The organism is Citricoccus nitrophenolicus (assembly GCF_047305825.1).
GTDB lineage: Bacteria > Actinomycetota > Actinomycetes > Actinomycetales > Micrococcaceae > Citricoccus > Citricoccus nitrophenolicus.
The window spans coordinates 1,028,305-1,040,291 of the sequence record NZ_CP063070.1; the positions used below are offsets into that span (position 1 = coordinate 1,028,305).

Sequence of the window (11,987 nt, forward strand, 5' to 3'; positions counted from 1 at the left end):
TTCTGTACTTCGCCGTGGTGCCCTCCGCAGACTGCCACCACGAGGATCGCGATTCCCCCGCAGGGATCCCCGTGACCGGCACCGTCTCGAAAGGCACTCACATGGACAAGTCGCTCGCCGCCCTCACCACCGCCACCCTGGCCCTGAGTCTGGCCACCGGGCTGGGGGTGGCGGCCCCACCACCGGCAGCCGCGGCCGCCTACTGCGGGAACGCGTGGGGCTCGGTCTCCAAGACGCGCCCCGCCTATAGCAACGGCCGGATCACGGACGTCCGGACCGGTGGTCATGCCTGCTTCGACCGGATGGTCGTGGACCTGAAGGGCAAGGTGGCGGGGTATGACGTCCGCTACGTCACGCGGGTCCACCAGCAGGGTTCCGGACGCGAGGTGCCGTTGGCCGGCGGAGCCGACCTGCAGGTGATGGTCCGGGCCCCGGCCCACACGCTCTCCCACCAGCCCAGCTACGACCCGCCGAACTGGAACCGGGCGGTGAACGTGGATAGTCACCGCACCTTCGAGCAGGTGGCGTTCACGGGCAGTTTCGAGGGCCAGACGATGATCGGCTTGGGGGTGCGGGCACGCCTTCCGTACCGGGTGTTCACCCTGGATGGACCGGGCAACGGGTCCCGGCTGGTGGTGGACGTGGCGCACCGGTGGTGAGATGCGGTGCGGACGGGCCCGCTGGCCAATGGTGCCGGTCGGGCCCTGCCGCTGTGGGCCACGCGACACCGGAGCGGGGATTTTACCAAGCATTCGGCGTGTCGTCACTCCAGTTGTCTCCACGATGACCCTGCGTGCGCTTATTCTCAAGCCATGCTCACAGGTTTCAAGGAATTCATCATGAAGGGCAACGTCGTCGATCTCGCCGTTGCCGTCGTTATCGGTGCCGCTTTCGCCACCGTTGTCACCGCCCTCGTGGATGCGGTGCTCATGCCCCTCATCTCCGCGCTGGTCGGATCTCCGAACTTCGACTCGTTCCTGCTGTTGACGATCAACGGCAATGACATCAAGTTCGGCGTCCTCCTCACCGCGCTCGTCAACTTCCTGATCATCGCGGCCGCCATCTACTTCGTGGTGGTCATGCCCATGAACAAGATGATCGAACGCCGCAACCGCAAGCTCGGCATCGATCCGGACGCCGTTGAGGTGTCTGACGACGTGGTGCTCCTGACCGAGATCCGCGATCTGCTCTCCACCCAGCGTGGCGGCGCAGTGCCTCCGCGCACGGAAGCCTGACCGGCTCCGCCACCCACCCACCCATCCCAACCCATCACCACGGCGCGGTTCCCCACCCGGGGAGCCGCGCCGTGTGCGTTGTGTGCTGACCAGCCCTCAGGGACCGATGCAGGGTGCCCATGAGTTCGGCGGGGCCTCACAGTCCGGCAGCTCGATCGCGAAGAGGACCAACAGGATCAGCGCTCCGGTGATGAGCAGTGAGACCAGGAAGACCACCCACTGGCGGGCCGGCGTCGGCCCCCCGGGTGTCTCCCCGGCCACGTACTCAAGCTCCGGTTCCGGCTCCCGGTCCCCCACCGTCACGGACCGCTCAGGCCGGCTCGGCGGCCAGGGAGAGCTCGCGCTTGACCACGGCGGCCAGCTCCTCGGCCTCTCGGCGGGCCTGCGCCTCGTCCGCGGCCTCCACCATCACGCGGACCACGGGCTCGGTGCCGGAGGGGCGCAGCAGCACCCGGCCGGTCTTGCCCAGCCGGGCCTCGGCATCCGACACCGCGGCCTGGACCTCGGCGTCCTCGCTGGCGCGGCCGCGGTCCACGTCCTTGACGTTGATCAGCACCTGCGGCAACCGCTCCATCACGGCGGCGAGCTCAGCCAGGGACTGGCCGGTGGCGGCCATGTGGGCACCGAGCTGCAGGCCCGTCAGCACGCCGTCACCGGTGGTGGCGTGGTCGGAGAAGATCACGTGGCCGGACTGCTCACCGCCGAGGGAGTAGCTGCCGTGCTTCATGCCGGCCAGCACGTACCGGTCCCCCACCTTGGTCTCCACCAGGCGCACGCCCTCGCGCTGCATGGCCAGCTTCAGGCCGAGATTGCTCATCACGGTGACCACGAGGGTGTCATCCTTGAGCCGGCCGGAGCCCTTCAGGGCCACGGCGAGGATCCCCATGATCTGGTCCCCGTCCACCACGGTGCCGGTGGCGTCCACGGCCAGGCAGCGGTCCGCGTCCCCGTCATGGGCTATCCCGAAGTCCGCCCCGTGTTCCGCCACCGCGGCCTGGAGCTTCTCCAGGTGGGTGGAGCCGTAGCCGTCATTGATGTTCAGCCCGTCCGGATCCGCGCCGATGACCACGACGTCGGCCCCGGCGGCCTTGAAGACCTCCGGCGAGCACCCGGCGGCGGCGCCGTGGGCGCAGTCGAGGACCACCTTCAGTCCGTCGAGGCGGTGCGGCAGGGTCTGGAGCAGGTGCAGCACGTACCGGTCCTCGGCGTCCGCGAAGCGCTGGACGCGGCCCACGTCCGCCCCGGTGGGCCGGAAGGGCTCCTGGTCCATCTGGGCCTGGATGGCGTCTTCCTGCTCGTCCGTGAGCTTCTCGCCGCCGCGGGCCAGGAACTTGATGCCGTTGTCCGGGGCCGGATTGTGGGAGGCGGAGATCATCACGCCGAAGTCCGCGTCCAGGTCATCCACCAGGAAGGCGGCGGCCGGGGTGGGCAGCACGCCGGCGTCATAGACGTCAACGCCCGCGCTGGCCAGCCCTGCCGAGACGGCGGCGATGATGAACTCACCGCTGATGCGGGGGTCACGGGCCACCACGGCCACCGGGCGGCGCCCAGGGGTCTCCTGGTGTCCCAACACCACCGCAGCGGACTGGGCCAACTGGATCGACAGTTCGACGGTCAGGATCCCATTGGCCAGGCCACGGACGCCGTCGGTTCCGAATAATCTGCTCATCACGGTGGATTCTATGCCTCTACGCGGGGTTTTTCGGCCTGCGGCGCGGCCGACGGAGCTGACATGGGAGTTAGTCACCGTTGCGCAACCCGGTTGAACGATCATGTCAACGTGGAACTGTCGGGGCCCTCATGAATAGAGGAGTGGCCTCGGTGACTGGTACGGAGACCACTCCATATTCCGCTCGTTCTCGCTTTTTACGCTCTGACGAGAACGTGACCCCGTCGCTTCGCGGACTCGATACCACCGCGACGAAGCTCCATTTCCACACGGTCGCTCAAGTCTGGAGGCAGTGCACAGCCACCACCCCTGCTAGAACCGGGGCCCTCGTCAGACCCACACCTGAGTTCTGGCGGAACTGCCGTCTTCAGTCCTCTGTGAGATGCCATCCGGCGGGTTTGCCGGATGAGTTCCACAGTAGGAACCGAGGCGGACGCGTTAGCCTTCTGCCGAAATGGCCAGACCAGAGCAACGGAAACCTCCACTGTGGTGCAGGTTGACCCCTCAGACCAGCATCACCACGCCACGGACCACGGCCACCGCCCCACCCACACCGGCGAGGGTGATGGCGACCATGCGGGCGGCATCCAGGGACACCCGGGACGCCAGCCACGCCCCCACCCGGATGCCCACCACCACCGTGACCACGATGATCGGGAACAGCCACCACGGCGGCAACTGACCCACGGCCGTGGCGCCGACCAGCAGCTTGGTGGCCACCGAGAAGATCCCCATGGTCATGAAGGTGGGCTGCATGGTGGCCGCGAAGGAGCGTTGGTCCCAGCGGGCGAATCGGGAGTACATGACCATGGCGGGGGCCGCGACCCCCGCGCTGGTGTTCAGGAATCCACCCACCGCTCCGGCAGCGGCGGTCAGGGTGTGATTCCGGACGTGGGGGACGCGCGGAGTGGCGAAGGTCAGCACCAGGGCCACGAGCACCACTGAGCCGAGGACGATGTTCAGCCAGGCGGCCGGGAGCTCACGGACCAGGAATGCCGCTGGAACGGCGCCCAGCAGGGCCATGGGCAGGAAGATGAGATAGCGCTTCCAGTCCACGTCCCGGAACACGGATAGCATGATGAGGAACCCGGAGACCACGGTGGTCGAGTTGGTCACGAACACCCCGAGCGCAGGGCCCATGAGCATCGCCAGCACGGGGGCGACCACCAGTCCCACGCCGGTCCCGGAGAGACGCTGCAACGTGGATCCGACCAGGATGGCTGCCACGGCAGCGAGAACGATTCCCAGAGTCACACCCCCACTGTGCACCATGGCGCCGCCGGACGGACCGAGGTGAGGCGGGTCAGTGGCGGTCAGGTCCCGCGCGCCGGTCTGGAGGCCAGATTCATGGTGTACTGCCGTGCCAGCGCGTGCCGCAGCGGCGTGGCGAGGACCGCACGGGCGGCGAGGTCCCGGACCGCGAGCGCTGCGACCGGCAGGGGCCGGCCGAGCAGCATGTTCGCCTCGGCCGTTCGGGCGGCCATGAGCGCGGCCCGCTTCCGCTGCCGTTCGAACTCCCGGAAGGCCGGCTGGTCCAGCCCCTTGCGCAGTCCCGTGCCCGACGCCGGCCCGGCCCCTTCCCCGGTCAGCGCGCCGGGCAGCGCTTCGGCCATCTCTTCGGCCAGTAGAGGCGCGAGGGCCAACGCGTCCAGCCACCCCAGGGTCATCCCCTGGCCGCCGAAGGGGCTGATGGCGTGGGCGGCGTCCCCGATCAGCACCGTCCGTCCCGCGATCATCCGGCGGGACAGTTGCCGGTAGACGGTGAAGGCGCTGACCATGGTGGCGGAGGCCGGGTCCGGCAGGCCCGGCACTCCGGGCGGGCCAGACCCATCAGGCGCACCAGCCCCGCCGGGATCACCGGGATCACCGGGATCACCGGGCGCACTGGAGCCGCCCGGCGGCCAGCGCTCCCGCAGCATCCCGACCAGCTCCTGCGCGTGCTCCGGGCGCCGCCGCTGCCCGGTGTGCACCACCCAGCGCCGCTGGCCTCCCGGCAGCGGGAAGGACTCCACCACGCCGTGCCGATGCAGGTGGATCACGGCGGTCGGCTCGGCGCCTTCGGCCTCGGACTCTTCTGCGAAGTCCCCCATCAGGTAGCTGTCGCCCCACTCGCGCCGGTCCACGCCGATCCCGGCCAGCCGGCGCACTGTGCTGTGCGCCCCGTCCGCGCCGACCACCACTGAGGCCGACCATCCCTCCGCCTCCCCCACGGGTGACCCCGCGGACCGCACCGACACGCGGACGGAACGGCCGTCGCAGGGCCCGGGGTCTTCCATCCCCACCACCTCCACGCCGCGGCGCAGGGTCCCGGGAGCCACCCGCTCCAGGTGCGCGGTGAGCAGCGCCTCGGTGCGGGCCTGCGGCAGGGTCAGCACGAAGGGGAACCGGGGATGGGCGCGGTCGAAGGTGATCGCGCCCAGGAGCCGGCCGTCCCCATAGCCGATCCCGCGGCGCACCACAGTGCCCTCTGCCAGGGCGACCCCGTCCAGCCCGAGGGTGGCGAGCGCATCCAGGGCGGGCGGGTGCAGGCCGATGGCCCGTGACTGCGCCCGCGGCGCCCCGCTGCGTTCCAGCACCACCGCGTCCACGCCGCGGTCCACCAGCAGCCCGGCCAGGAACAGCCCCACCGGGCCGCCGCCCACGATCAGCACATCAGCGTGCATTCCACACCGCCAGGTTCCGCCATGGCGGCTGCGTCTGCACGTGCCAGCCGGGCCGGAGCGCCGCGGCGAGCTCGGCCGGGCGGTAGCTGCGGCGGATCGAGGCGAGACCGTCTGCGCGGATGAAGGAGCCCGGGAACAGCGGGGTGGCCAACCCGGCGCCGGCGGAGAACAGCCCGTAGGCCACCGGGCTGCGGCGGATGTCCGAGTGGATGGACCGCCGGGCGGCGAGCGCCTCGGAGTCGGCCAGCACGCCGTCCAGCTCACCGGGGTCCAGGTGATGCAGCAGGTGGTTCGAGAGCACCAGGTCGAAGCGTCGGCCCTCGCGGACCAGGTCGCCGCTGGTGCCCCGCCGGAACTCCACGCCCGGCACCCGCCGGCGGCCTGACGCCCAGGTGTGGGCCCGCGCGTCGGGCTCCAGGGCCGTGACGTGCACGCTGAGGCCGTCCCGCCGGGCCCGCCGCGCCAGCATCCGCGCCACGTCCCCGCCGCCGGAGCCGATGTCCAGGATGCTGGCGGCCCGGCCCCCCTCCGCGCCCGTCTCTCCGCCCGTCTCCGCGTCCGTGTCCCCGCCGATCGCCAGCAGCGGGCGGATCAACGATCGGTAGGTCAGTTCCCAGCCGGCGACCACCGGATTGACCAGGGCGAAGCCGCGGTAGGTGCGGTGCAGGGCGTCCAGATCGCAGTCCGGCCGGTCCATCTGCTCCGGCGTCTCCGGCCGACGCACGGAGAGGTCGGGGACGAGGCGGGAGACGAGGCGGGGCGCGCGGCCGGGCACGGTCAGGAGACCACTGTCATCAGCGCCGATTCCACCGTCAGCCCGGGACCGAAGGCCATGGCACAGACGCGCTCGCCGTCACTGCCGGCACCGTTGGCACCGTTGGCACCGGCTGCGCCGGCCCCCTCGAGGATCTGCTGCAGTACGAAGAGCACGGTGGCGCTGGACATGTTGCCGTAGTCCCGGAGGGTGTCCCGGGCGGGGACGAGTTGGGCGTCGCTCAGCCCGAGGCGGGCCTGCACCCTGTCCAGGATGCTGCGCCCTCCCGGGTGGATGGCCCAGTGCTCGAGCTCGGCGGGGGGCCGCGAGGCCAGCGGCGGCTGGGAGGCTCGATCCGAGGCGCGGTCGGCCGCGAACAGGGGCTCGAGCGCACCGGTGATGTGGTCGTCGATGATGTGCGGGACATAGGTGCCCAGGATCATCTCGAAACCGTGGTCGCCGATGTTCCACGCCATCGCGTCCTCCCCCACCGGGGTCAGCACCGTGGCGAAGCCGTCCAGCCGCAGCGCGGGCCGGGCAGGGGCCCCCGCGGCTGGCACCGGGGGCCTCGGCCGTTCCGCGCCGGTCACCACCGCAGCCCCGGCCCCGTCCGAGAACAGGGAGGCGCCCACAATGGTGTCCTGGTCATTGGCCACGCGCACGTGCACCGAGCACAGCTCGACGCTGACCACCAGCACCACGGCGGCCGGGTCCGCCTCGCAGATCGCCGCGGCCTCGCGCAGAGCCGGGAGGGCGGCGTAGCAGCCCATGAACCCGAGGTGCATGCGCTTCGTGGTGGCCTGCAGGCCGAGCCGGCGGACCAGCTGGTAGTCGGGCCCCGGGGAGAAGAAGCCCGTGCAGGAGACCGTGATGACGTGGGAGATGTCCTCCCGGGAGAGGTCAGGGCAATCGGCCAGTGCCCCGGCGGCCGCCTCCTCGTAGAGATCACCCGCGTGCTCGGTGTAGACCGCATTGCGGGCACCCGTGCTCGGGTTGAGGATGTGGCCGGTGTCCGGCTCGAAGAACAGGCCGGAACCAGACCCGGCGCTGGGAGCCGACCGGCCGGCGTCGCTCCCCTCCGATTCCCACTCCCGCACCACGGAGTGCCGGCGCTCGATCCCCGAGGCGTTGAACGCCGCGGTGACCAGCCGCTGGCCGAGCCGGGTGAGGCCGGGCTGGGCCGCGAGCGCGTCGCGGACCCGTTCCTGGTGCAGCACGGTGGGCGGGACGGCGGTGTGCAGGGACCTCAGCAGGGCGGTCATGCCCCATGGTGTGTGGGTCCCTCACCCGCACACAACCCTTCGCCCTCCACCCGCCCTCCCCCAGCGCAAAGTGACATCACCCCCACCGAAGTGACGTGGTCTCGTCACTTTGCGCCCGGCCGTGGGTGAGGTGCTCGTGACCCATGGGATGGGCTTCACTGGCGAGGCGTCGGACCGGGCACGGCGTAGTCTCGTCGCCGTGCCCGCGACCTCCCCCGCGCCCACCGGCCCCTACCGGCGGATGCCGCTGCAGCCGGCCGGATCCGTGCCGGTGGACTTCACCAGCGTGGGCATCGCGGAGTCGCTCGACACCATCACCCGGTGGCCGGACCACTCGCACACGGTGCATGAACTGCTCTGGAACGACGCCGGCCCCTCCACCCTGCGCGCCGGCCCGCGGACCTGGACGGTCACCCCGAGAATCGGCCTCTGGCTTCCTGCCGGGACCGTGCACTCCGCCGAGGCCCCTGCGGGGACCGTGTACCGGGCCACGTACTTCTCCCTCGAGGTGGCCGGTGAGGCGGCCCGGCCCCTGCCCACGGAACCGGTCTCCCTCCGGGTCACCGTGCTGCTGCGGGAACTGCTGCTGCGGCTGGGCGAGCAGGGGCTGAGCGAGCAGTCACGCCGTCTGACCGAGACCATGGTGTTGGACGTCCTCGCCCCGGCCCCGCACCAGTTCCTCGTCCACGAGCCGACTGCCCGGCTCCTCCAACCGATCGTGGCGGCCGTGGTGGCCGACCCCGCCGATGCCCGGACGCTGGGCGACTGGTCGCAGCACCTCGGGGTCAGCGAGCGCACCATCACGCGGGCGTTCCGGGCGGAGACCGGTTTGGGATTCGCCCGCTGGGTCGGCTCGGTGCGGGTGCAGCGGGCCACCACCCTGCTGGCGGACGGCGAATCGCTCGAGGACATCGCCGAGGCCATGGGCTACCGCAGTCCCAGCGCGTTCGGCGCTGCCTTCCGCAAGCTGACGGGCACCACGCCGAGCACGCTGCGCAGCTGATCTGTCCGAAACGCGACGGAACCCGGCGGTTCATCGGGATTGCTCATTAGCGCACGTCTGTCTACATTATTTAGGCAAGCCTTACCTGATAGTGGCCCGATGCCGGAGCCACGATCTCAGCCCGTCTCATCAGAGTGGAGTCATCATCGTGCGCACCTCCCGCCCCTTCGCCGCCTCGGTTGCCGCCGTCGGCCTGGTCCTCGCCCTCTCCGCATGCGGGTCCGGCACAGCCGCCCCTGCCGCGGATTCCTCCGGCTCCTCCGGTTCCTCCGAGGCCGCCGCCTCCGGTGAGCAGTTTCCTATCGAGGTGGAGCACGCCTTCGGCACCACCACCCTCGAGTCGAAGCCCGAACGGGTGGCCACCGTCAACTGGGCCAACCACGAGGTGCCGCTGGCCCTGGGCGTGGTCCCGGTCGGCATGGCGGCCGCCAACTTCGGGGACGACGACGGCAACGGCGTGCTGCCCTGGGTGGAGGACGAGCTCGCCGAGCTCGACGCCGAGACCCCCGTGCTGTTCGACGAGACGGACGGAATCGACTTCGAGGCCGTCGCGGACACCGACCCGGACGTCATCCTCGCCGCCTACTCGGGCCTGACCCAGCAGGACTATGACACCCTCTCCGAGATCGCCCCCGTGATCGCCTTCCTGGAGACCGCCTGGGGCACCGACTGGCGGGACATGATCCGGCTGAACTCGCAGGGCATGGGCCTGGAGGCCGAGGGGGATGCGCTGATCGAGGACCTCGAGGGCCAGATCGCCGAGACCGCCGCCGAACACCCCGAGCTCGAGGACACCTCCGCGATGTTCCTCACCCACGTGGACACCGCAGACCTGTCCACGGTGAACTTCTACACGGGCCATGACACCCGGACCATGTTCTTCGAGGACCTCGGCATGATCGTGGCCGAGTCCGTCCAGCAGGTCACGGACGAGACCGACCAGTTCTCCGGCTCCGTCTCCGCCGAACAGGTGGACCAGTTCGACGACGTCGAGGTGATCGTCACCTATGGCGACCAGTCCCTGGTGGACACCCTGGAGGCAGACCCGCTGCTCTCCCAGATGCCGGCCGTGGAGAACGGGGCCATCGTGGCCTTGGACGGCACCGGCCCGCTCGGCACCGCCTCCAACCCGACGCCACTGGCCCTGCCCTACGTCCTCGAGGACTACGCGGATCTGCTGGCCGAGGCCGCCGCCGCGTCAAAGTGACCCTGTCCGAGTGACCGCCACCGCCACCGCAGCCACCGCCGCACCCGCCGCCACCGCCGGACTGCCCCCTGCCCTGCGCAGGGGGCAGCGGCACCGCCTGGCCTGGCTCGGGGCCGGGCTCGTGGTGCTGGCACTGCTCTGCGCGGCCTCCGTCGCCATCGGCTCCCGCACCGTGGGCCTGCCCGCGATCCTGGAGATACTGGGATCGCTCGGCGAGCCGTCCGAGGGACTGGACCAGGCCGCCGTCGTGAAACGCATCCCCCGCACCGTGCTGGCTCTGGCGGTGGGAGCCGCGCTGGGCGTGGCCGGCGCCGTGATGCAGGGGGTGACCCGCAATCCACTGGCCGATCCGGGCATCCTCGGCATCAACATGGGCGCCTCGCTGGCCGTGGTGGTCGGCATGGCGTGGTTCGGGATGTTCGCCGCACACCAGATGATCTGGATGGCCATCCTCGGCGCCGCCGTGACCGCCGTGCTGGTCTACGCCATCGCCTCCGCGGGACGCGGCCAGGCCTCCCCACTCAAGCTGGCCCTGGCCGGGGCAGCCCTGACCGCCGTGGCCACCTCCTTCATCACCGCTGTGGCCCTGCCCCGCGGGGACATCTCCGCGAACATCCGGTCCTGGCAGATCGGCGGGGTCGGCGGCGCGGCCTGGGAATCGATCGCTCTCGTGGCCCCCTTCCTGGGGGTCGGACTGCTGCTGGCCCTGGTGAGCGCCCGCAGCCTGAACTCCCTGGCCCTGGGCGACGACCTCGCCGCCGGCCTGGGCGAACGCGTCATGCTCGCCCGCGGACTGGCCGCCCTGTCCTCCGTGCTGTTGGCCGGCGCCGCCACCGCCGTGGCCGGGCCCATCGGCTTCGTCGGCCTCGTGGTCCCGCACGCCTGCCGACTGCTCGCCGGGCCGGACCACCGCTGGCTCCTGCCCTACTCGGCCGTCGCCGGAGCGGGCCTGCTGCTCGCCTCGGACGTGCTCGGCCGGATCGTCGCCCGCCCTGACGAGATCGACGTCGGCATCCTCACCGCCCTGATCGGTGCCCCCTTCTTCATCCACATCGTCCGCCAGCGGAAGGTCCGCGAACTGTGACCACGGCCCTCACGCGCTTCGAACCAGCCGGCACTCCCACCGGCGCTCCCACCGGCACCCCCACCAGCACCCTGCCTCGCACCGGCACCCACGCGAAGGTGACCGGCGCACGGCACCGGCGGCGCCGGCGTCGCACACTGGTGGTCGGCATCCTGGGCGTGCTCGTGGTGGCGGTCTTCGCCGTGTCCCTGATGATCGGGCGCACCTTCTACTCCCCCGCCGAGGTGCTCGGGGTGGTGATCGGTCAGGACGTGGACGGGGCCACGTTCACCGTGGGCACGCTGCGGCTGCCGCGCGCGGTGCTCGCCGTGGTGGCCGGCGCCTGCTTCGGGTTGGGCGGCGTGACGTTCCAGACCATGCTGCGCAACCCGCTGGCCAGCCCGGACATCATCGGCATCTCCTCGGGCGCCTCGGCCGCGGCGGCGTTCGCGATCATCGTGCTCGGGATCGACGGCCCCGCCCGCTCCGCCTTCGCCATTACCGCCGGCCTGGGCGTGGCCCTGCTGATCTACCTGCTTTCCTCGAAGGGCGGAGTCGCCGGCACCCGACTGATCCTCGTGGGCATCGGGATCGCGGCGATCCTCACCTCCCTCACCAACTACCTGCTCTCCCGCGCCGGATCCTGGGACCTGCAGGAGGCACTGCGGTGGCTGACGGGCTCGCTCAACGGCGCGGGCTGGGAACAGGTGCTGCCCACGCTGGTGGCCCTCGCGGTCCTCGCGCCCGTGTTGCTGGGTCAGTCCGTGAACCTGGAGTCCCTCACCCTGGGTGATGACACCGCCGCCGGGCTCGGCGTCCGGGTCAACCGCACGCGGCTGGTGGCGGTGATCGCCGCCGTGGGCCTCGTGGCCTTCGCGACGGCGGCCTGCGGCCCGATCGCGTTCGTCGCCTTCCTGTCCGGTCCCATCGCGGCCCGGCTGCTGGGCCCGAACGGTTCCCTGCTGGTGCCGTCCGCCCTGGTGGGGACGCTGCTGGTGCTCGTGGCCGACGTGGTGGGCCAGTTCGCCATCGGCACCCGCTACCCCGTGGGCGTGGTGACCGGCGTGCTCGGGGCGCCCTTCCTGCTGTACCTGATCGTCCGCCAACACCGCACCGGAGGTACCTCTTGAC

General features: G+C 71.1%; 12 protein-coding genes. 6 read left to right on the forward strand and 6 right to left on the reverse strand.

Going from position 1 to position 11,987, the window contains the following annotated elements; translation table 11 throughout:
• Positions 1-101 precede the first annotated feature (101 nt).
• Positions 102-659 carry a hypothetical protein gene (locus IMT31_RS04670; RefSeq protein ID WP_413543947.1) on the forward strand — a complete coding sequence of 186 codons (558 nt, stop codon included), beginning with the start codon at positions 102-104 and terminating at the stop codon, positions 657-659.
• Between the two features lie 153 nt (positions 660-812).
• A complete protein-coding gene (gene mscL, locus IMT31_RS04675) occupies positions 813-1,235 on the forward strand; it encodes a large conductance mechanosensitive channel protein MscL (protein WP_345360879.1) in 423 nt (140 codons plus the stop codon).
• Between the two features lie 96 nt (positions 1,236-1,331).
• Here the strand turns inward: mscL and IMT31_RS04680 are convergent, their stop codons facing one another.
• The 6 genes from IMT31_RS04680 to IMT31_RS04705 form a co-directional block, all read right to left on the reverse strand.
• Entirely contained in the window at positions 1,332-1,496 is a 165-nt protein-coding gene (locus IMT31_RS04680) for a hypothetical protein (RefSeq protein WP_413543948.1), read from the reverse strand.
• Between the two features lie 49 nt (positions 1,497-1,545).
• Positions 1,546-2,904, reverse strand: a complete 1,359-nt coding sequence (glmM, locus tag IMT31_RS04685) for a phosphoglucosamine mutase (protein ID WP_413543949.1) — start codon at positions 2,902-2,904, stop codon at positions 1,546-1,548.
• 504 nt (positions 2,905-3,408) lie between these two features.
• The gene (locus IMT31_RS04690; protein ID WP_413543950.1) at positions 3,409-4,158 is read right to left on the reverse strand and encodes a TSUP family transporter; all 750 of its coding nucleotides are present in this window, start codon (positions 4,156-4,158) and stop codon (positions 3,409-3,411) included.
• A gap of 59 nt (positions 4,159-4,217) precedes the next feature.
• Positions 4,218-5,567 (reverse strand): FAD-dependent oxidoreductase, encoded by a 1,350-nt coding sequence (locus IMT31_RS04695; RefSeq protein WP_413543951.1) that lies wholly within the window; start codon positions 5,565-5,567, stop codon positions 4,218-4,220.
• Entirely contained in the window at positions 5,557-6,342 is a 786-nt protein-coding gene (locus IMT31_RS04700) for a methyltransferase domain-containing protein (RefSeq protein WP_413543952.1), read from the reverse strand. The genes IMT31_RS04695 and IMT31_RS04700 overlap by 11 nt, the downstream gene beginning before the upstream one ends.
• A gap of 2 nt (positions 6,343-6,344) precedes the next feature.
• Positions 6,345-7,583: a type III polyketide synthase gene (locus tag IMT31_RS04705; RefSeq protein WP_413543953.1), complete on the reverse strand. Its 1,239-nt coding sequence runs from the start codon at positions 7,581-7,583 to the stop codon at positions 6,345-6,347.
• Between the two features lie 199 nt (positions 7,584-7,782).
• On the opposite strand from IMT31_RS04705, the gene IMT31_RS04710 reads away from it, so the two are divergent.
• The 4 genes from IMT31_RS04710 (at position 7,783) to IMT31_RS04725 (ending at position 11,986) form a co-directional block, all read left to right on the forward strand.
• Entirely contained in the window at positions 7,783-8,586 is an 804-nt protein-coding gene (locus tag IMT31_RS04710) for an AraC family transcriptional regulator (RefSeq protein WP_413543954.1), read from the forward strand.
• A gap of 148 nt (positions 8,587-8,734) precedes the next feature.
• Complete coding sequence (locus IMT31_RS04715) at positions 8,735-9,793, forward strand: iron-siderophore ABC transporter substrate-binding protein (RefSeq protein ID WP_413543955.1); 1,059 nt, start codon at positions 8,735-8,737, stop codon at positions 9,791-9,793.
• 10 nt (positions 9,794-9,803) lie between these two features.
• The gene (locus IMT31_RS04720; protein WP_413543956.1) at positions 9,804-10,877 is read left to right on the forward strand and encodes a FecCD family ABC transporter permease; all 1,074 of its coding nucleotides are present in this window, start codon (positions 9,804-9,806) and stop codon (positions 10,875-10,877) included.
• A 71-nt stretch (positions 10,878-10,948) separates the two neighbouring features.
• A complete protein-coding gene (locus IMT31_RS04725; protein ID WP_413544367.1) occupies positions 10,949-11,986 on the forward strand; it encodes a FecCD family ABC transporter permease in 1,038 nt (345 codons plus the stop codon).
• Position 11,987 lies beyond the last annotated feature (1 nt).

Excerpts from the sequence above, each read along its gene's own strand:
- IMT31_RS04695 (WP_413543951.1), bottom strand. The coding sequence starts at position 5,567 with ATGCACGCTGATGTGCTGATCGTGGGCGGCGGCCCGGTGGGGCTGTTC.
- IMT31_RS04670 (WP_413543947.1), top strand. The coding sequence starts at position 102 with ATGGACAAGTCGCTCGCCGCCCTCACCACCGCCACCCTGGCCCTGAGT.
- glmM (WP_413543949.1), bottom strand. The coding sequence starts at position 2,904 with ATGAGCAGATTATTCGGAACCGACGGCGTCCGTGGCCTGGCCAATGGG.
- mscL (WP_345360879.1), top strand. The coding sequence starts at position 813 with ATGCTCACAGGTTTCAAGGAATTCATCATGAAGGGCAACGTCGTCGAT.
- IMT31_RS04705 (WP_413543953.1), bottom strand. The coding sequence starts at position 7,583 with ATGACCGCCCTGCTGAGGTCCCTGCACACCGCCGTCCCGCCCACCGTG.